Origin of the sequence: Palleronia sp. THAF1 (assembly GCF_009363795.1) — a bacterium.
In the GTDB taxonomy this organism is placed as follows: Bacteria; Pseudomonadota; Alphaproteobacteria; order Rhodobacterales; family Rhodobacteraceae; genus Palleronia.
The window spans coordinates 2,374,863-2,392,472 of the sequence record NZ_CP045420.1 but is presented as its reverse complement, the minus strand read 5'-3'; the positions used below and the strand labels follow the sequence as shown (position 1 = coordinate 2,392,472).

General features: G+C 62.5%; 22 protein-coding genes. 10 read left to right on the top strand and 12 right to left on the bottom strand.

All coding sequences use genetic code 11. The features are described 5' to 3' along the window. Positions 1-108: 108 nt before the first annotated feature. From ggpS to FIU81_RS11810, 3 genes are read right to left on the bottom strand one after another with little or no spacing between them, the layout of a single operon-like run. Entirely contained in the window at positions 109-1,593 is a 1,485-nt protein-coding gene (gene ggpS / locus FIU81_RS11820; RefSeq protein ID WP_124111285.1) for a glucosylglycerol-phosphate synthase, read from the bottom strand. A 27-nt stretch (positions 1,594-1,620) separates the two neighbouring features. Beyond that, on the bottom strand, positions 1,621-2,400 hold the full coding sequence (locus tag FIU81_RS11815; RefSeq protein ID WP_124111286.1) for an HAD-IIB family hydrolase: 780 nt from the start codon (positions 2,398-2,400) through the stop codon (positions 1,621-1,623). Beyond that, a complete protein-coding gene (locus FIU81_RS11810; protein ID WP_124111287.1) occupies positions 2,397-3,512 on the bottom strand; it encodes an NAD(P)H-dependent glycerol-3-phosphate dehydrogenase in 1,116 nt (371 codons plus the stop codon). The genes FIU81_RS11815 and FIU81_RS11810 overlap by 4 nt, the downstream gene beginning before the upstream one ends. A gap of 172 nt (positions 3,513-3,684) precedes the next feature. Between FIU81_RS11810 and FIU81_RS11805 the strand changes: the two genes are divergently transcribed. Further along, on the top strand, positions 3,685-4,623 hold the full coding sequence (locus FIU81_RS11805; protein WP_124111288.1) for a UTP--glucose-1-phosphate uridylyltransferase: 939 nt from the start codon (positions 3,685-3,687) through the stop codon (positions 4,621-4,623). Positions 4,624-4,700: 77 nt separating this feature from the next. Here FIU81_RS11805 and FIU81_RS11800 read toward each other — a convergent pair whose 3' ends face one another. Then, positions 4,701-5,921, bottom strand: coding sequence for a HupE/UreJ family protein (locus tag FIU81_RS11800; RefSeq protein WP_254695909.1), 1,221 nt, complete (start codon positions 5,919-5,921; stop codon positions 4,701-4,703). A 135-nt stretch (positions 5,922-6,056) separates the two neighbouring features. Here FIU81_RS11800 and FIU81_RS11795 point away from each other — a divergent pair, with 135 nt between their 5' ends. After that, positions 6,057-6,884, top strand: a complete 828-nt coding sequence (locus FIU81_RS11795; protein WP_254695908.1) for a DUF4198 domain-containing protein — start codon at positions 6,057-6,059, stop codon at positions 6,882-6,884. Positions 6,885-6,886: 2 nt separating this feature from the next. Here FIU81_RS11795 and FIU81_RS11790 read toward each other — a convergent pair whose 3' ends face one another. Continuing rightward, the gene (locus FIU81_RS11790) at positions 6,887-7,291 is read right to left on the bottom strand and encodes a hypothetical protein (protein ID WP_124111289.1); all 405 of its coding nucleotides are present in this window, start codon (positions 7,289-7,291) and stop codon (positions 6,887-6,889) included. A 109-nt stretch (positions 7,292-7,400) separates the two neighbouring features. Here FIU81_RS11790 and FIU81_RS11785 point away from each other — a divergent pair, with 109 nt between their 5' ends. The 3 genes from FIU81_RS11785 (at position 7,401) to FIU81_RS11775 (ending at position 8,634) form a co-directional block, all read left to right on the top strand. Next, on the top strand, positions 7,401-7,787 hold the full coding sequence (locus FIU81_RS11785) for a helix-turn-helix domain-containing protein (RefSeq protein ID WP_124111290.1): 387 nt from the start codon (positions 7,401-7,403) through the stop codon (positions 7,785-7,787). Between the two features lie 47 nt (positions 7,788-7,834). Continuing rightward, a complete protein-coding gene (locus tag FIU81_RS11780; protein ID WP_413816208.1) occupies positions 7,835-8,074 on the top strand; it encodes a succinate dehydrogenase assembly factor 2 in 240 nt (79 codons plus the stop codon). A 62-nt stretch (positions 8,075-8,136) separates the two neighbouring features. Further along, positions 8,137-8,634: a MarR family winged helix-turn-helix transcriptional regulator gene (locus FIU81_RS11775; protein WP_124111292.1), complete on the top strand. Its 498-nt coding sequence runs from the start codon at positions 8,137-8,139 to the stop codon at positions 8,632-8,634. Here FIU81_RS11775 and FIU81_RS11770 read toward each other — a convergent pair. Genes FIU81_RS11770 through FIU81_RS11760 form a run of 3 tightly spaced genes read right to left on the bottom strand, consistent with a single transcriptional unit; the run spans position 8,628 to position 10,419 of the window. Next, a complete protein-coding gene (locus FIU81_RS11770; RefSeq protein ID WP_124111293.1) occupies positions 8,628-9,320 on the bottom strand; it encodes a DUF1194 domain-containing protein in 693 nt (230 codons plus the stop codon). The two genes, FIU81_RS11775 and FIU81_RS11770, sit on opposite strands and share 7 nt — an antisense overlap. After that, positions 9,317-10,018 (bottom strand): DUF1194 domain-containing protein, encoded by a 702-nt coding sequence (locus FIU81_RS11765; RefSeq protein WP_413816207.1) that lies wholly within the window; start codon positions 10,016-10,018, stop codon positions 9,317-9,319. Before FIU81_RS11765 ends, FIU81_RS11770 begins: the two co-directional genes overlap by 4 nt. Next, on the bottom strand, positions 9,985-10,419 hold the full coding sequence (locus tag FIU81_RS11760) for a VOC family protein (RefSeq protein ID WP_124111355.1): 435 nt from the start codon (positions 10,417-10,419) through the stop codon (positions 9,985-9,987). Before FIU81_RS11760 ends, FIU81_RS11765 begins: the two co-directional genes overlap by 34 nt. A 124-nt stretch (positions 10,420-10,543) precedes the next feature. On the opposite strand from FIU81_RS11760, the gene thyX reads away from it, so the two are divergent. The 4 genes from thyX to FIU81_RS11740 all read left to right on the top strand — a co-directional run bounded on the left by thyX (position 10,544) and on the right by FIU81_RS11740 (position 13,406). After that, positions 10,544-11,449, top strand: a complete 906-nt coding sequence (thyX, locus tag FIU81_RS11755; protein ID WP_124111294.1) for an FAD-dependent thymidylate synthase — start codon at positions 10,544-10,546, stop codon at positions 11,447-11,449. Then, positions 11,446-12,288 (top strand): DUF3800 domain-containing protein, encoded by an 843-nt coding sequence (locus FIU81_RS11750; protein WP_124111295.1) that lies wholly within the window; start codon positions 11,446-11,448, stop codon positions 12,286-12,288. The genes thyX and FIU81_RS11750 overlap by 4 nt, the downstream gene beginning before the upstream one ends. Before the next feature lie 199 nt (positions 12,289-12,487). Further along, positions 12,488-12,880, top strand: a complete 393-nt coding sequence (locus tag FIU81_RS11745; RefSeq protein WP_254695907.1) for a DUF2177 family protein — start codon at positions 12,488-12,490, stop codon at positions 12,878-12,880. A gap of 211 nt (positions 12,881-13,091) precedes the next feature. Then, entirely contained in the window at positions 13,092-13,406 is a 315-nt protein-coding gene (locus FIU81_RS11740) for a hypothetical protein (RefSeq protein WP_124111297.1), read from the top strand. A 42-nt stretch (positions 13,407-13,448) separates the two neighbouring features. Here FIU81_RS11740 and FIU81_RS11735 read toward each other — a convergent pair whose 3' ends face one another. After that, positions 13,449-13,655: a cold-shock protein gene (locus FIU81_RS11735; protein WP_124111298.1), complete on the bottom strand. Its 207-nt coding sequence runs from the start codon at positions 13,653-13,655 to the stop codon at positions 13,449-13,451. Between the two features lie 144 nt (positions 13,656-13,799). Between FIU81_RS11735 and FIU81_RS11730 the strand changes: the two genes are divergently transcribed. Further along, entirely contained in the window at positions 13,800-14,129 is a 330-nt protein-coding gene (locus tag FIU81_RS11730) for an arsenate reductase family protein (protein ID WP_124111299.1), read from the top strand. Positions 14,130-14,309: 180 nt separating this feature from the next. Here the strand turns inward: FIU81_RS11730 and thrS are convergent, their stop codons facing one another. From thrS to FIU81_RS11715, 3 genes are all read right to left on the bottom strand, one after another. Then, on the bottom strand, positions 14,310-16,256 hold the full coding sequence (thrS, locus tag FIU81_RS11725; RefSeq protein ID WP_124111300.1) for a threonine--tRNA ligase: 1,947 nt from the start codon (positions 16,254-16,256) through the stop codon (positions 14,310-14,312). A 151-nt stretch (positions 16,257-16,407) separates the two neighbouring features. Continuing rightward, entirely contained in the window at positions 16,408-16,806 is a 399-nt protein-coding gene (locus FIU81_RS11720) for an MAPEG family protein (protein WP_124111301.1), read from the bottom strand. After that, a complete protein-coding gene (locus FIU81_RS11715; RefSeq protein ID WP_124111302.1) occupies positions 16,803-17,561 on the bottom strand; it encodes an ArsR/SmtB family transcription factor in 759 nt (252 codons plus the stop codon). Before FIU81_RS11715 ends, FIU81_RS11720 begins: the two co-directional genes overlap by 4 nt. Between the last annotated feature and the right edge of the window lie 49 nt (positions 17,562-17,610).

Below are 17,610 nucleotides of genomic sequence, written 5' to 3'. Positions count from 1 at the left end.
GTTCACTATATGTTCACAAAGCGCACGTTACTAGGGGACATGGAGTCACAGAGTCTTCAGGTGTCAGACGTTTTAGCATTGCACGCCACCATCGGTGGCGTGCTCTTCTCAGGCAGGGTCGTCGAAGCCTGCAAATCCGGCCATCTGATCTTCCGCCCATGCGGAGATATCGTACTTTCGGATCGTGTCGCGCATGTGGCGCATACGATCTTCCTGTTCGTTCTCTGGCATGTGCAACGCCTGCAAAAGCGCCTTGTCCATGGACTTGTGGCTGAACGGATTGGCCAGGATCGCCGATCCCATCTCGACCGCGGCACCCGCATATTCCGAAAGGACCAGCGCGCCGCGCAGGTCAGAGCGGCAGGCCGCGAACTCTTTGGCGACAAGGTTCATGCCATCCGCCAGCGGCGTGATCCAACATACATCTGCGGCGCGGTAATAGCTGACCAGATCGTCGAACGGGATCGCGCGGCTCATCAAGGTTACGGGCGTCCAGTCGAAAGAGCCGAAACGACCGTTGATCCGCCCGACCGTGGCTTCGATCTCGTTCTGGATGCCCTCATAGACCGTCATGTTGCGGTTCGCGCTGACAGACACGTGCATCAGCCGCACCTTGCCGTGCAGCTCGGGGTGTTCGTCCAGCACGCGCTCGAAGCTCATCAGCTGGTCGGTGCCGCCCTTGGTGTAATCGGTCCGCCCGACCGACAGTACGAACTGGCTGCCAGCCGCCTCAGAGCGGATCTCACGCGCGCGGATCTGCGTATCCTCCAGCGCGGCTTTCTCTTCGATGAAGTCCATGTCGACCCCCACCGGCGAGGCGAGAACGCGCACCTTGTGGTCGCGGAAGGTCAGAACCTCCGCCACGCGGCGTTCGTTCAAAGCCACGCCTTCCTTGACGAAATCGGGGTTCACAGGCTCGCGCGGGCCTGTTTCGATGTCGAACAGACTTTCGGCAACGCCCACGAAGTTCGCCGCATAGCGCGGGATGTGGAAGCCGACGACATCACAGGCAAGAAGCGATTCCACAATTTCGCGCCGCCACGGCAGCACGTTGAACATGTCTGCCGATGGGAAGGGCGTGTGGTGGAAGAAGCTGATCCGCAGGTCGGGACGCAGCTTGCGCAGGTAACCGGGCACAAGCCACAGGTTGTAATCGTGAACCCAGACAACGGCCCCCTGCGCGGCCTCGTTCGCCGCGGCCTCGGCGAAGGCCCAGTTGACCTCGCGGAACGTCGGCCAGTCGACGGGGTCGTAGTCGTACTTTTCTTTGAAGGAGTGCAGAATCGGCCAGAATGCCTCTTTCGAGGTGACGTGATAGAACGATTTGACCTGCGCCTCGGTCAGCGGCAGGCGGCTGACGGAGTACTTGCCGTAGCTGTCCTCGATCTCGATGACGCGCTCGAAATCGGGGTTCGACGGTGTCTCGGACAGTTTCCAGGCCACCCACGCCCCTTTGTCCACCCGCCCGAAGAACCCTTTGAGCGTCGGGACGATGCCGTTGGGGCTTTTGTTTTCGATGCGCACGATCTCTCCGTCGCGCTCGACCTCTTCATAGGGTTGGCGGTGGTAGACGATGACAAGATCCGAAGACATGGGGCTTCCTTGTGGCGAGGTTGGGCGTCAGTCGTGGTTGGGTGGTGTGTCGTGCATATCGCGCGCGGCGATTGCCTCGGAAATACCGGCGGCACCGATCGCCTGCGCGATATAGACGTGGGGCAGGGGTTCGACGCGTTCGACCAAAGCGTCTTCCGATCCGCCGACTGCGACGGCGGGCAATCCGCATTCCAGCATCGACAGGTCGTTCAACGTATCGCCCGCCGCCAATACGGCGTTCGGCGAAATGGCCAGGTGCGACACCAGCTTTTTCAAGGACGGGCCTTTGCTGATACCCTTGGGCAGCACGTCGAAGTACTTCCCGTCAGAGGCGATCCAGTCGAACCCCATATCCTCGACCTGCCGCACGGTTTCCTTGTCCAGAAGGTCGGGCCGAAGGTGATAGCTGACGCGATAGCGAAATTCGGTCTCTTGAAGCGTCAGGCCCGACACGCCGTCAAGCGCCTCGCGGACGCGGTCGCCGGAGTCGTTCCACAGCTCCGCGATGTCCTTCTCCAAAGACTCGATGGGTCGGATATCGCCGGAGTGGACCTTTGCGATCGTCGTGCCCACATCGCCGATGACGTATTCGGGCCAGGGAACGCCACCGTCGCACAGCTCGGCGATGAAGGCGGGGTCGCGCCCGGTCACGAAGATCAGGCCGACGGTGTCGCGGTTCGCCTCGATCCAATCGTAAAGGACCTGTCTATCGGCCTCGCTACCGCCAAGGAAGGTTCCGTCAAGATCGGTCGCCAGCACGAAGCGGCACCCGGCGATATCGCGGTCTGTTGGCAGTGTCTCGGTCATGCGCGGTCTCCGAAGGGATGCTGGAAGCGAATCGCCATGCCCTTGGGCTCGGCTTCGATGGGCTGGGACCACAGATCGCGGAACGTCTGCGTGATATCTGCGCCGTCGTGCAGAACCGCATGGACCGCCGCACAGATCGGCAGCGTCACACCGATGCGCTCGGCCAAGTCGATGACGGAAATGGAATTGACCTCGCCCTCAACCACGACGGGCTTGCCGTCGAAGCATTCGGACCTTTTGAGGCCACTGCCCAGCTGCGTGCCAAGGCTCATGTTACGCGAGGTGGTGGAAGAACACGTCAGCGTCAGATCGCCCGCACCCGACAGGCCCGTCACCGTTTCGCGGCGACCGCCAAGGTTCTCGGCCAGCGTCTTCATCTCGTCCATGCCGCGCGTGATCAGGGCGGCGCGGGTGTTTTCGGCAAAACCGGCGCCCGACATCATGCCACATGCGATGGCGATGACGTTCTTGACTGCGCCGCCGATCTCTACACCCACCAGATCGTCGGAGATATAAGGCCGGAAACTATCGGACGACATCGACAGGGCCAGACGCGCGGCTGGACTCTGCGACGGCTCCAGCCGGTCCCGGTAGGTGAAATCGAAGGCCACGGTGGCGGCGGTGGGGTGCGCCAGAACCGTTTCACGCGCGAAGGTAGGGCCAGACAGCGCGCCGATGGGGTGGCCGGGCAACTCGCTGGCGGCGACCTCTCCCAGCAGAAGGCCTGTCTTGGCCTCGATCCCTTTGGCGCATAGGGCAACTGGTACGCCGGGCTGCAGATGCGGGCGCATCTTGGCGCAGACCTCGCGCAAGGTCTTCGACGGCGTGACGATCAGCACGGCCTCTGCCCGCTCCAGGGCCTCGGCCATGTCCGTCGTGGCCTCGATCCCGTCGGGCAAGGCGACATCGCCAAGGTATTTCGGGTTGCGGCCATCATCGCGGATAGCGGCGATGGTCTGTGGATCACGGCCCCAGATCACGACCTCGCGCCCCGCACGCCGTGCGACCGACGCCAGCGCCGTCCCCCACGAGCCGCTGCCGATCACCGCGATGCGTTGGTAAGGTTCGGCGTCAGCCGAAAGCGCGCGTGCTTCTGTCTTGGTCAATCCCATGGCGCCTAACCTGTGGGTGTTAGAGGCAACGGCAAGGGGGAGATGCGGAAAGGCGTACGATCAATCGTAGTTAATAAATTCCTTTGATTTGCCTAAATCGCGCCCGGTTTACCCTTGATACCTGTCGACAACGCAAGCGAGCCAGTCTCGCACCCGATCAAGGAGGCAGATGATGTTCGATATTTCCGCTCAAGCCAGCCGCGCCACCCATGCTCCGCAGCCCGTTCGCACGGCAATTTTCCCGGTCGCCGGTCTTGGCACCCGTTTCCTGCCGGCCACCAAGGCGACCCCGAAAGAGCTGTTGCCGGTCATCGACACGCCGCTGATCCAGTTCGCCATCGACGAGGCGCGCGCCGCCGGTATCGAACGCTTCATCTTCGTGTCCCACCCCTCGAAGGCGTCGATCGAACGGCACGTACGCCAAGATGCCAACCTGGCCCGCCAGTTGCGCCGCAAAGGCAAGAACCAGATCGCGCGCAAGCTGGAAGAGGCGGCGCTCAGCGAGTGCGAGCACGATATCGTCTTCGTCATGCAGGACGAGCCGCTGGGCCTTGGCCACGCCGTCAACTGCGCCGCCGCCCACGCGCTGCCCGGTGCGGTTGCCGTAATCCTGCCGGATGACCTGATCCTTGGCAAAGGCTGCATCAAGGAAATGGTCGATGCTTATCAAACCGCCGGTGTGGGCCACATGGTCGCTTCCATGCAGGTCGCGTCCGATAAGGTGTCGTCCTACGGTATCCTCGATCCCATCGAGACCAATGGCCAGATCATCCGCGCCCGCGGCATGGTCGAAAAGCCCGATGCGACGGATGCTCCGTCGCGCCAGGCCGTCGTTGGCCGCTACGTGCTGGATGGGTCGATCTTCTCCGATCTCGACCGGATAGAGCCCGGTGCAGGCGGCGAATATCAACTGACCGACGCCATAGCCGCCGGGGCCGCGCGTCTGGGTCTGGCCGGTTTCGCCTTCTCCGGCACGCGGTTCGACTGCGGGTCCAAGGCTGGAATGCTGGCGGCGACCCTTCACCGGGCGCAGCAGGACGATGAGTTCGCCGATGTGTTGGCGTCCGTCGCGGCCCCGATGTCAGCGGCGAAAGTCACCGTCGCCGCCTGATCTTTCTAACGTGTTTCCCCACGATCCCGCCTGCCGGTCCCGCTAAAACGGGACCGGCATTTTGCGTCTTGGCTTCGCTACAGGAAGACGCGTTCCACGAACCAATACGCACCGACCAGCGCGATCAGGATAGAGGCCGGATTGGCGACGTTCTGGCGGTAGCTTTCGTCACCCTCAGATGCCAGCGCCGCGCCGGTCAGGCCCAGCAGCACGGCGACCAAGGCCGCCAGAGGCAGCAAACCACCGTCCAGAGTAATGCCGAACGTCGCGAACAGGCCGAAGACGGCGGGCACCACGATGAACGCAAGCGCCAGATAGATCGCCGCGCGGCCCCGCTGCTCAGCGGCCCGCCCGAATTCGCGCATGGCTGCGAAGACGAGGATGAATCCCACCGCAATGACTGCCAGTTGCCCGATCTCGACCCCCAGGTTGAAGCCGATCAGCTTGGCCACGAAGTTCTGCGATCCCAGACCGTATTCGGCCAGAACGCTCGCAAAGCCCAATCCGTGCAGCAGACCGAACAACAGCACGATGAAGGGCCGCCACGGCGACAGCCCCCGCGACAGCACGTTCTCGACCCCGACATAGACGATCGAGGCCGCGATCAGCGGCTCGACCACGGCTGCTGGCACGGTCACGATCCCAAGCGCGGCCAGCGCCAGGGTGACCGTATGTGCGGCAGTGAAGGCCGTGACCTGCCACAGCAGGGGGCGCAACTGGGTGGATAGGAAGAACAGGCCCAGCACGAACAGGATGTGATCCAGTCCCAGCGGCACGATATGCTCGAAGCCCACGGGGATATAGGTCAGCAACGACAGCGCCCAGTTCTCGTCGCGTGCGCCCTCACGCGGGATTTCCGCCGTTTCACCGCCAGAGGAGAGGTAGGCTGTGTAGCCCTCTTGCTTCAACCCCTGCTGACGCACCGCGACGCCGCCAAGACGGCTGTCCCATGTCACGACGACCGGCGCGTCGCCTTCGGGCAATTGCGCCGTTGCGGTGAAGGTCGTCGTGCGGGGCAACTCGACGTTGCCGACCTCCGGCACGGAAACGTCGCCTAGTTCCAGCGGGATATCTTGCCCATCGACGCGAAGGCCGATCTCTGATTGCAGATCGGGCCAAGCGTCGCGGAACGCGGCTTCCAACTCTGCCGGCGGTAGTGCGCGCAGGCGGTCATTTTCGTCCGAGCGGTCGCTGGCATTGGTGTCGTTCAGCCCGTCAAGGTCGATCCCGGCCAGGAACGGCTCGACCGTTGCGGCAACCTCAAGGTCGGCTGCCGTGGGCGATAGCGTGATGTCCATGACGGATGGCTGCACTTCGTGCGCGCTCGTCGGAGATGACAACATCGCGAGGGCGCAGATCAGAACAGCCGTCAAGCTTGACACCCGAAGGCCCGAAGTCACCCTGTTGCCGGAATTCGATTGAAGGATTGCCACGTGCTGAAACTCCCGTTTGTCTGCGTCGCCATGTCATTTAGCGCCCTCGCTGCCCCGTCCAGTGCCCATGAGTTCTGGATAGAGCCGCTGGGCTACATGCTGTCACCCGGCGACACGCTGGAAGCGACGATCAAGGTCGGCACAGAGTTCGAAGGCTCTTCCTATGCGTACCTGCCCACCAACTTCCGCCGCTTCGATCTGACCACCGGCGGAGAGACCGCGCCGGTGCCGGGCCGGATCGGCGACCGCCCCGCCGTTCAGGTGCCGGTGGAAGAGCCGGGCCTGACCACGCTGATCCATGTCACCCGAGACTATGAGTTGACATGGGAGACGTGGCAGAAGTTCGAGGATTTCGTCGATCACAAGGACGGCGCGGGTGTTCTGGACACCCACCGCGCGCAGTACGAAGAGGCCGACGGCGTGCGCGAAGTCTATTCGCGCTACGGCAAGTCTCTGGTAGCGGTCGGCGAGGGCGCAGGGCAGGATCAGGAGTACGGGCTGACGACAGAGATCGTCGCGCTGGAAAACCCGTACACCGGCGATCTGTCGGACGGCTTCGATATCCGCGTGCTCTATGACGGCGCACCCCGCGCGGATGAGCAGGTCGAGATCTTTGCCCGCAACGCGACCGACGAAGTGACGATCACCACCACGCGCACGAACGCCGATGGCGTGGCGACGATCGACGTCGCTCCAGACACGGAATACCTGCTCGACTCGGTGGTCTTCCGGGAACCTGCGGACGATCTGAACCCGGATTTTGCTCCGCAGTGGGAAACGCTCTGGGCCAGCCTGACCTTCCACACGCCCGGCGCGGCGATGAACTAGGCCTAGCCAGACTTCTGGATACGCTCGGCCCGGCGGCGCACCAGCACCTGTCGAAGATCGTGCATGGACAGCAGCAGATCGTCGGTCACGGCGTCGACTTCGTCGTCCGAGGCCTTCGACTGTATCCAGTGCGACACTTGGTTCAGGTGATCGACGGTGCGGCGGATATCGTCGATCACGCGCTCTGCGATGACCGCGCGACGGGCCTCCATCCAGTCCCGGATCGCCGCCACATCCTCGTCGTCCAGAACCCGGTCGCCGTGGGGCTTGATCTCACCGTTGCGGATGTTGACGACGGCGATCTGGTCCATCTCGATCCGGCGCAGACGCGTTTCCTGCTCGACCTTGAAGACGAATGCCCCATTTTCGCGCGTACGAAAAAAGTATCCGGGAAGTTCGGCGGCCATTTCGTTCCCTTTCGGTGTCGCACAGTGTCGCGGGATGGTCGCGCTGATGTAGCCATGCGCCCGCTGCCGTCTTAAGGTCCGCCCAACAGTCAGACAAGAGGAGCCCCCCATGAGCGATATCAGCGCCGATGATTGGTATTCCGAAGAAACCGCAACCTTCGGTGATCGCCTCGCTGCGGCACGCGAGGCCGCGAAGATGACGCAAAAGGACCTGGCGCAGAAGCTGGGCGTCAAGCTGACCACGATCGAAGCGTGGGAGAACGATAAGGCAGAGCCGCGCGCCAACCGCCTAAGCATCATGGCCGGCATCCTGAACGTCACGCTGCGCTGGCTTTTGACCGGGGAAGGCGACGATCTGCCAACCCCGTCCGACGACGAACTGCCCGAAGGCGTCGGCGACATTCTGCGGGACATGCGCAAGCTCAGCGGCGAAATTCACCGCGCATCAGAGCGTTTGGCCGTCTTGGAAAAGCGCCTGCGACAGGCCGCCGTATGACCGAAGATACACTTGAAACCGCTCGCCGCCGACTGCGTATGCGATCCATGCGGCGGGGCATCAAAGAGATGGATCTGATCCTGTCGACCTTCGCGGATGAGCGTCTGGGCGACATGGATGCCGAGGCCTTGCACCACTACGAGACGATGCTGAGCGAGAACGATCAGCTTCTGTATCGCTGGGTGTCGGGGCAAGAGGATGCGCCCGATGACTATGCAGCGCTGATCGCCGATATCGCCGCCGTCACAAAAGATCGTTCAATTCGTCTAAGAACCGGGCGTATTTGACGAATTCTTAGGGTTTATGCGCCAGAACCGCTCTGTCTGAAAGATTTGGGGCGGAGAGTGCCATGAACATGCTTACCGATACGACAACGGCGGCGGATCGCAGTTTCGCCGCCGAATATTTGGACAGCCTGTCGCTTGTCGAACGACTGCATCGGCTTTTGCTCGATGTGGTGAAGGACGAATTCGAACGCGTCGGCACGCTGGAGGTCAATCCAGTCCAGGCCCTTTTGCTATTCAACATCGGCGACAAGGAAGTGACCGCAGGCGAGCTGAAGACGCGTGGCTACTACCAGGGCTCGAATGTGTCCTACAATCTGAAGAAGCTGGTCGAAATGGGTTTCATGCACCACAAACGCTGCGAAATTGATCGCCGCGCCGTGCGTGTCAGCCTGACGGACACGGGGCGGGAAGTGCACCAGAACGTCGCCCGCCTGTTCGCCCGTCACGCGCAGGGGATGCAGCAGAAGAACGTGCTCGATCTGGATCAGATCATGACGATCAATTCGACCCTGCGCCGCGTCGAGCGCTACTGGGGCGACCAGATCCGCTACATCTACTGACGCCCGATAACGACGACGGCCAATTCACGGACCAGCTTGCGCTCCATCGCGCGAGCGTAATCCTGAAAGCCAAGCGCCGTCTCGACGAAGGCCCCCGGCCCATGGATCACTTCGGCCCGGAAATAGGCGGATAACTCGGCAATACCCACGGCCCGCCGGTCGCCGCCCTGTGCGTCATCGGCCCCGATGGCCAGCGCATTGACGGTGATATCGCCAAGCTCGGATCGAACCGACCGCGGGCGCGGCCCGGTGTTCGCCCGGCCATCGCCGGAAATGTCGAGCGTGCGTCGCCAGCAGTTTTGACCGGCCAGAAGCGCCGCGCCATACCGCATCGCCGCACCCAGCGCCGTAGAGGGATCGCCAGAAGGGCGCTCTGCTGATTTCAGCGCGAAGATCACCCGATCCAGTGCGTCCGGCCCCGCCACTGGGGTAACAGGCACCGTCAACCGAACATCCCCCGGCCCGGACCATTCGAAAACCGCCAGTTCCACCCATGTGCCCGGCATCGCGAACAAAGCATCGCGCACCGCTTCACTGTCCAGTGCGGTCGCCAAACCATCCAACTGAAGCCGATACTCGGCCGCATCCACCGACCCCGAAATATCCAGCCCCAGCGCCAAAGCCTGCCGACACTCCGCTTGCGCCAAACCGGCTGACAGGTACAGCGCCGCGAGAAGCCGTTTCATTCCAGCGCGCCCAGGCTCAACACGCCCATCTCACGCTCCAGCTTGCGCCGCATCGCGCGTTCGAAATCCTCGAACCCGTCCGCAATCTCTAGGAATGCGCCCGGGCCATGTATCATCTGGTCTCGGTAAAAGGTCACAACAGCGTCGTCATGGCCGGTGATCGGCAAGCCGTTGACCGTAATGTCGTCGAACGGAAACTCACGGTACGCCAGCGTCGGTGGAAACCCCTCGTTGCTGATCCCGTCGCCAGAGATATCCAGCGTGCGGAACAGGCAGGGCGGGGCGGACTGAAACACTTGGGTCGCGTAGCCAAGCGCATAGCCCGCCGCTGTCGGGAAGTCGGCATACGACCGCGTCGAACCGGCGATAACCCCCGCCGCCGCGCGAATGGTCGTTTCATCCCGCAACAGCACCCAGTCCAGGATCATGTCCTGCTGCCAGCGCCCCGACCATTCGAACACGGCCAGGGCCACAGGCTCGTCCGGCAGCGCCAACGCGGCCCGGATCACTTCCGGCGCCACCAACGCTCGCGCCAGCCCCTGCCGCTGCAACGCATCCTCCTCCGCATCCACGGAAGAGGAAATGTCGAGCCCCAGCACCAGCGCCAGCCGGCACTGCGCCGAGGCCGCGCCCGCGCAGAGAAGCCACGCGAGCGCCGCCAGCCTTACCAGTGTCCGGTGTTTTCCATCGACGACCACGGTTCTGCCGGCTCCTTCGCGTCGCCCCGCTGCAACAACTCGACCGAGATGTTATCAGGCGAGCGCACGAACGCCATATGACCATCGCGCGGGGGGCGGTTGATCGTCACGCCCGCGTCCTGCAGCTTGGCGCACATGTCGTAGATATCGTCCACGCGATAGGCGAGGTGCCCGAAGTGGCGGCTGTCGTCGGGCAGCTTGTCGTCGCCATCCCAGTTATAGGTGATTTCCACATCCGCGCGCCCATCGTTCTGGTCGGGCGGGCACATGAAGACCAGCGTAAAGCGGCCCTCTTCGCTTTCCTTGCGCTGACGCTCTTGCAGCCCCAGCATTTCGAAGAACGCCATCGTCGCGTCCAGATCCTTCGCGCGCACCATCGTGTGCAGGTATTCGATCGCCATTGCGGCCTCCATTTCTGTGTCCGTCAGGCACCTAGCGCCGGGGCCGTGGGCGTAAAGCGGTGGCGCTTCCCCGCGGCCCCCGGCAAGTTGCCACCAGCCGATTCCCAAGCCCGAAGGACGCGTCATGCCCCTGACCCCCGAACAACTGGCCGAGATCGAGGACCAGCGCGCCCAGACCGCGACCACCCGCCGTGCCACAAGCCCAGGGATGGAGCAGCACCTCTATACCGCGCATGAAGTGCTGGATCACGGCCTCGTGCGCGTCATCGACTACATGGGCGACGACGCCGCGATCTGTCAGGCCGCCCGCGTCAGCTACGGGCGCGGGACCAAGGCGGTCAGCAATGACGAGGGGCTGATCCGCTACCTCATGCGCCACTGGCACTCGACCCCGTTCGAGATGTGCGAGATCAAGTTGCACGTAAAGCTGCCGGTCTTCGTCGCCCGCCAGTGGATTCGCCACCGCACGGCGAACGTGAACGAATACTCTGCCCGCTATTCGGTGCTGGACCGCGAATTCTACATCCCCGCGCCCGAACATCTGGCCGCGCAGTCGTCGCAGAACAATCAGGGCAGGGGGGCCGTGCTGGAAGGGGCAGAGGCGCAGCGCGTGCTGGACATGCTGCGGGGCGATTCCAACCGCGCCTATGATCACTACGAGGCGATGCTGTCCGACGATGGCCAACAGGGCCTGGCCCGCGAACTCGCCCGCATGAACCTGCCCGCGAACATCTACACGCAATGGTACTGGAAGGTGGACCTGCACAACCTCTTCCACTTCCTGCGCCTGCGCGCCGACCCCCACGCCCAATACGAGATCCGCGTCTACGCCGACGCCATGTGCCGGATCGTCAAGGACTGGGTGCCCTTGGCCTATGCCGCGTTCGAGGAATACCGCCTCGGCGGCGCGCAACTCTCGGCCACGGCAGTGCAGGTGGTGCGAAGGATGCTCGCCGGGGAAGAGGTCACACAGGAGACCAGCGGCCTGACGAAGCGGGAATGGAGTGAAGTGATGGGGGTGATTGGGTGAAGGTATTCTTCGCAGACGATTCTAAAGTCTCCGCATCTCCACATCCACGTGAGAAAATGAACGACTTAGTATCTGTTGGAGGCGTTGTAGTCGACGCAGACGCTGTTTGTAGTCTCGAGAATGAGCTACAAGAATTATGCGCAAGTCAAGACTATCAGATTCCATCACGCGAGAATGTAAAATGGTCGCCAACGAAAAAGTCTTGGCTACGAAAAAATTTATCAGGAGAGCAACGACAAGACCTCTACGGAAAGTTTTTAGATATTGCGGCACAGCATGATTGCCAAACATTAGTTGCTATATGTGATCCGACGCTCAGTATGGCAACTGATGAGGCTTCTAATCACGAGATGGACGCAACACTTCTGGCTTTAGAGCGATTCAGCACCTATTTGGGGAAAGAGAGTGGGCTCGTCGTAGTTTCCCGGCCAGGCGGCGGACACAAAGAAGCAGATAAATTCTTATGTGAGTGCGTTGAACTCAAAGAATCTGGGACCGCTTTCGTGAAGTTTCAAAACCTTGCGCAGGCGCCATTTTCTCAAGAGGCGTCGCGATCTAGAATCTTGCAGCTCGCGGATTTGGTTGTTTCTATAACAACTTCAAAGGTCTCGCATTCTTCAGGGTATGCAGATAAACATTTCGAAAAAATTGTTCCATTATTTCCGGAGAGTTCGCGCGGCGTCAAAGGTGGTGTAGGTTTGAAAATTCACCCTTCTCTTCGCTACAGGAATTTGTACCACTGGATTTTAGGTGATGCTTATTACGTGGAACGAAATATGGGCACTCCTCTCCCCCAAATGGATAAGCCTTACTGCAAAAGTTCAGAAAGGTGGAGGTAGTTAAAACTCCATCGGTTCCCTTCGTTGCCCGGCATCGCCGGGCAGCTCCCGACCGCCCCCGTCACGCCAAAGGCGTGCCTGCGGCACGACGGCGGGGGCTTCACCCCCACCCGCGGTCGGGGGCTGCCCTCTGAACTGCGCGATGGCCGTGGACGTGAGGCAGGCTAGATCATGTGCAGCACAACGCAGGGGCCTCGCCATGATCCTCCTCTACCTCATCACCGCCACGCTCTTTCTGGTGATCGACGCCGTCGTCCTCACCCTTGTCATGAAGCCCCTGTTCCAAAGCCATCTGGGCGACGCCATGCGGGACTCGCCCCTGCTGGGGGCGGCGGCGGGGTTCTACCTCGCCTATGTCGCGGGGCTGATCTACCTCGTATCCCTCCCGGCGCTGCGCGCGGGCGACCCCATGCAGGCGCTGATCCAGGGCGCGGTGCTGGGCGCGATGGCCTATGGCACCTACGAGTTCACCTCGATGGCCGTGATGAAGGACTGGTCGTGGCAGATGGTCGTGACCGACACCGCATGGGGCGCGATCCTGACCGGCGGCACGGCTTGGGCCGGGGTCTGGCTGACGATGCGATTCACCTGAACCCCTGTCGGGACGCGCGGCTGTACATCGGCCCGACGCTGGCCCGACATCCGCCTGACGCGCGGTGCACATCCGCGGGGCGCGCGGCGTACATCGGCTGCACTCAAGCTGCACGTCTGCGGTACGGATGCTGCACGCGGAATTGACCGGGGGCGGTCCGCTGCCTAACGTAACGCCAAGTTGATGTCACCAACCCCCCGGAGGGACGCCCATGATCCGCACGACCATCGCCGCCGCCGCACTGACGGCCTTCGCCGGTCCCGCACTGGCCGAGATGTATACGCCCAACGTCTACGCTTACCCGACGCACGAAAACTACTGCCCCGCCGGTCTGCAGCCGGTGACGGTGGACGGCACGATCTGCTGCGGCACCCCGAACCAGCACATCACCTACCAACAGGCCATTAGCCACCCGGTCGTTCGCCGCCACGTTCCGAAGCGCGTCGTCCGCCACGCCCCACGCCGTGCCGCTATCCCCTTGAAAGGCAACGATAGTTACATCCCGCTGGGCAAAGGCATCGACTGACACAGCCGTGGCCCGCACCTGACCCGGTGCGGGCCCTTTGCGCTACAGGGGCTGCAAATCCCCCGCCGAATCGCGCCCATCCCGGCCCGAAATCAGCTCATACTGGACCTTCTGATTGTCCGAGAGGCCGGTCAGGCCCGCCCGCTCGACCGCTGAAATGTGCACGAACACATCACTGCCGCCGCCCTCTGGTGCGATGAATCCATATCCTTTGGTGGTGTTGAACCATTTGACGGTGCCGGTCGGCATGCCATGTCTCCTTATCGTACCGCGCTGCCGCGGTGGTCTGCACTGCGCCCCGCAAATAGGCCCAAGGGCGGCAGGACAGGAGATATCGTGAAGCGAAAGCGCGCGACAAATCAAGTGAACTTTGGATGAAGGAGGCCCCGTGGAATGCGACTTTTCGGGCTGAAGACCTGCGATACCTGCCGCAAGGCGCTGAAATCCCTGCGCGATGCGGGGCATGAGGTTGAGTTCATCGACCTGCGCGCCGATGGCGTGCCGCAGGGGGTGGTTGAACGTTTCCACGACGCGTTCGGTGAAGAACTGGTCAACCGCCGCTCGACCACGTGGCGCGAATTGTCGGATGCCGAGCGCGACGACGAGGCCGTCCCACTGATCGTCGCGCATCCGTCTGTGATGAAACGCCCGGTGATCGAGGATGACATGGGCGGTCTGTATCTTGGCTGGACCGCCGACGTGCAGTCCAAGTTGATCGGCTAGGTCGTGATCCGGGCCCCGCGCCCGAGTGTGCATCACGTTACTCGGGGCCCGGATCGTGGCCGGGCAAGCGCCGCATGAGGTCGACGCCTGCCCGGCCGTCCCACCCAAGCGGCAGGGCAGGCCGCTGGCCACTGACAGCGCCGTGAATGGCGCGGTCGTGACGGGGTGAAATGTTTGGGGTCAGCGTTGGTCCGGCGGTGTCGCCTCTGACTTCAGAGCCTGAACGGCTTCGTCCAGTGACATAACCTTCTGATGCTTCTCACCCAGACGACGCATGGACACAGTGCGCTCCTCGACTTCGCGGGCGCCAACGGCTATAATAGCGGGCACCTTGCCGTGGCTGTGCTCGCGCACCTTGTAGTTGATCTTTTCGTTCCGCGCGTCGATTTCCACCCGCAGACCGGCGTTGCGCAGCGTTTCGACCACCTCGGCTGCGTAGTCATCGGCGTCTGAGACGATGGTCGCCACGACCACCTGGCAGGGGGCGAGCCAGAGGGGGAACTTGCCCTCGTAGTTTTCGATCAGCATGCCGATGAACCGCTCGAAGCTGCCAAGGATCGCGCGGTGCAGCATGACCGGGCGGTGCTTGGCCCCGTCAGCGCCGATGAAGGTGGCGTCCAGCCGCTCGGGCAGCACGAAGTCCACTTGTAGGGTGCCGCACTGCCAGTCGCGACCGATCGCGTCGGTCAGAACGAACTCCAGCTTGGGGCCGTAGAAGGCGCCTTCGCCGGGGTTCAGCTCGAAGTCGTAGCCCGCGCTTTCGGTGGCCTGGCGTAGGGCGGTCTCGGCCTTGTCCCAAACGTCGTCAGACCCGGAGCGCATCTCTGGCCGGTCAGAGAACTTCACGCGGAACTGCTCGAAGCCCAGATCCTTGTAGATCGCGGCGAGCATGGCGATGAAAGACTTGGTTTCGGCCTCGATGTCGCCTTCTTCGCAGAAGATATGGGCGTCGTCTTGGGTGAAGCCGCGCACGCGCATGATACCGTGCAGCGCGCCGGACGGCTCATAGCGGTTGCACGATCCGAATTCGGCCATGCGCAGGGGCAGGTCGCGGTAGGACTTCAGACCCTGATTATAGACCTGCACATGACAGGGGCAGTTCATGGGCTTGAGTGCATTGACCGCCTTTTCGCGCGCGTGATCCTCGTCGACTTCGACGATGAACATATGCTCTTGGTACTTGTCCCAATGGCCGGACTCTTCCCACAGCTTGCGGTCCACGACCTGCGGTGTGTTCACCTCGACATATCCGGCGCGGCGTTGGGCGCGGCGCATGTAGTCTTGCAGGGCGACGTAGATGCTCCAGCCGTTGGGATGCCAGAAGACCTGACCGGGGGCTTCGGGCTGCATGTGGAACAGGTCCATCTCGCGGCCCAGCCGTCGGTGGTCGCGCTTTTCGGCTTCCTCCAGCATGTGCAGGTGGGCATCCAGCGCCTTCTTGTTCTTGAAGGCGACGCCGTAGATGCGTTGCAACATCTGTCGCGAGCTATCGCCGCGCCAATAGGCCCCGGCGACGTTCATCAGTTTGAAGGCGTCGGCGGGCACCTGGCCGGTATGCTGCAGGTGCGGCCCGCGGCACAGGTCCTGCCAGTCGCCGTGCCAGTACATCCGCAACGGCTCATCGCCGGGAATGCTGTCGATCAGCTCGAGCTTGTAGGGCTCTCCCTGCGCCTCGTAATGGGCGATGGCGCGGTCGCGCTCCCAGACTTCGGTACGGACGGGATCGCGGGCGGCGATGATCTCTTTCATCACCTTCTCGATCCGGCCGAGGTCTTCGGGGGTGAAGGGCTCTGCCCGGTCGAAATCGTAGTACCAGCCGTTGTTGATGACGGGGCCGATGGTGACCTTCACGTCGGGCCAAATCTGCTGCACGGCGCGGGCCATGATATGCGCCAGGTCGTGGCGGATCAGCTCATGCGCGGGGGCGTCGTCGTCCATGGTGTGAATGGCGATCTTCGCGTCGGCATCGATAGGCCATTGCAAGTCGTGGTGACGTCCATCGACGGAGGCAGAGATCGCTTTCTTCGCCAATGACTTGGAAATCGAGGCCGCAACTTCTGCGGGCGTGATGCCTGCGTCATAGTCGCGTGCGTTGCCATCGGGAAAGGTCAGGGAGATCTGGGCCATCGTGGGCCTCCTCGTCGGTTCGGCGCCCACGGAACGCCCGGTTGCAAGTACTGGTTTCGCGGATGTGACCGAGGGGGGAGGCGGTGTCAACCGGCGCGCTTGGGGCGGGCCGGTCGACATGTGCATTTTCGGAGCGGTGGGGGTGGAGACATCAGCCCATCAGCGCAAGGACTCCCATTGCCATGCAGCATAGCCAACCGGCGGTGAAGATGATCGGGCGCGTCGGCAGGACAGTGCGGCCAGAGATCATCCAAGCGGCGTGGGCCAACCTGAGCGCGAAGAAGACCGCTGCGATCAAGGCCGTGGCGGGGCCCGTCGCATCCGCAAGATGCGCGATGATCGTCAGAAGGCCGAACGGCATCGCCTGCTCCAGCAGGTTCTGATGGGCACGGAAGGCCCTGTGGACCCACGGGACCAGATCGGTGGGCGATGGCGGGCGGTTGTCTGGTGGATAGGTGACGGGCGTGATGTTTACGCCGACCACCTGCGGTATCCAGAGCGATGCCGCCAGAAAGCCGACCATGGCCAGCCAGAAAAGAGTCGGGGTCATGCGGATTCCTCCGCATGAGCGAAGCGCGCGGTCTCGCCGGTTTCAAGGAAGGTCTTGAGACCCGCGGCCCAGCGCGCCCAGCCATCTGCGACGCCTGCGCCCGGAACGACGGCGTGGGTCAGCCCGTAGTGCTCGACCGTAAGGCGACAGTGGCTCCCCTCGGTGGCGATCAGAAAGACCTGGCGTGATGGAGCGACCTCTTCCCAGTGTGGCTCGAAGGTGGCTTCCAGTCGCGATTTTGGCTCGGCCAGGATTGTCCGGTTGGTCAGCATCCTGTTGCCGCCCGGCAAGTAGAAGACGTGGGCGTCGCCCTCGACCTCTACGCGTTCGGCCATGAAGTGATAGCGGCCCATCTTTACCGGGTCGGTCAGGGCGTCCCACAGCGCATCACGCGAGCAGGCGATGTAGGTAGACATCACGAAATCAGGGGTATCGTTTGCCATTTCGGCCTCCATTTCAAGGTTCGCCTTCAAGTCCAGAAGCCCGCGGGCAGCGGGCTTTCGATAGGGGTCGATGTACTGGTCGATGGCCTGCTGGAGTGGCGCCGCATTCAGATAGTGATGCTTGAAGCGACCCTTCTTTATGGGGATCACAAGCCCTGCCTCTTCCAGCTGTGCCAGGTGCTTCATGACGCCGAAGCGGGTCATTTCTGCGCTGCGGCACAGCTGGGTCAGGGTTTGTCCGTCGCGATTGCGCAGCGTGTCGAGAAGGGCGCGACGCGTCGGGTCTGCCAGAGCTTTAAAGACTTGATCCATAGGTGACCCATAGATCACATATTATAAAGGTGTCAATATAGTCACCTGT

Bases quoted from the DNA above. Each gene is read 5' to 3' on its own strand.
- FIU81_RS11815 (WP_124111286.1), bottom strand. From the start codon at position 2,400: ATGACCGAGACACTGCCAACAGACCGCGATATCGCCGGGTGCCGCTTC.
- FIU81_RS11800 (WP_254695909.1), bottom strand. From the start codon at position 5,921: ATGGACATCACGCTATCGCCCACGGCAGCCGACCTTGAGGTTGCCGCA.
- FIU81_RS11715 (WP_124111302.1), bottom strand. From the start codon at position 17,561: ATGGATCAAGTCTTTAAAGCTCTGGCAGACCCGACGCGTCGCGCCCTT.
- FIU81_RS11770 (WP_124111293.1), bottom strand. From the start codon at position 9,320: ATGAAACGGCTTCTCGCGGCGCTGTACCTGTCAGCCGGTTTGGCGCAA.
- FIU81_RS11785 (WP_124111290.1), top strand. From the start codon at position 7,401: ATGAGCGATATCAGCGCCGATGATTGGTATTCCGAAGAAACCGCAACC.
- FIU81_RS11780 (WP_413816208.1), top strand. From the start codon at position 7,835: ATGCGGCGGGGCATCAAAGAGATGGATCTGATCCTGTCGACCTTCGCG.
- ggpS (WP_124111285.1), bottom strand. From the start codon at position 1,593: ATGTCTTCGGATCTTGTCATCGTCTACCACCGCCAACCCTATGAAGAG.
- thrS (WP_124111300.1), bottom strand. From the start codon at position 16,256: ATGGCCCAGATCTCCCTGACCTTTCCCGATGGCAACGCACGCGACTAT.
- FIU81_RS11730 (WP_124111299.1), top strand. From the start codon at position 13,800: ATGCGACTTTTCGGGCTGAAGACCTGCGATACCTGCCGCAAGGCGCTG.
- FIU81_RS11790 (WP_124111289.1), bottom strand. From the start codon at position 7,291: ATGGCCGCCGAACTTCCCGGATACTTTTTTCGTACGCGCGAAAATGGG.
- FIU81_RS11760 (WP_124111355.1), bottom strand. From the start codon at position 10,419: ATGGCGATCGAATACCTGCACACGATGGTGCGCGCGAAGGATCTGGAC.
- thyX (WP_124111294.1), top strand. From the start codon at position 10,544: ATGCCCCTGACCCCCGAACAACTGGCCGAGATCGAGGACCAGCGCGCC.
- FIU81_RS11720 (WP_124111301.1), bottom strand. From the start codon at position 16,806: ATGACCCCGACTCTTTTCTGGCTGGCCATGGTCGGCTTTCTGGCGGCA.
- FIU81_RS11810 (WP_124111287.1), bottom strand. From the start codon at position 3,512: ATGGGATTGACCAAGACAGAAGCACGCGCGCTTTCGGCTGACGCCGAA.
- FIU81_RS11805 (WP_124111288.1), top strand. From the start codon at position 3,685: ATGTTCGATATTTCCGCTCAAGCCAGCCGCGCCACCCATGCTCCGCAG.
- FIU81_RS11775 (WP_124111292.1), top strand. From the start codon at position 8,137: ATGAACATGCTTACCGATACGACAACGGCGGCGGATCGCAGTTTCGCC.
- FIU81_RS11745 (WP_254695907.1), top strand. From the start codon at position 12,488: ATGATCCTCCTCTACCTCATCACCGCCACGCTCTTTCTGGTGATCGAC.
- FIU81_RS11740 (WP_124111297.1), top strand. From the start codon at position 13,092: ATGATCCGCACGACCATCGCCGCCGCCGCACTGACGGCCTTCGCCGGT.
- FIU81_RS11735 (WP_124111298.1), bottom strand. From the start codon at position 13,655: ATGCCGACCGGCACCGTCAAATGGTTCAACACCACCAAAGGATATGGA.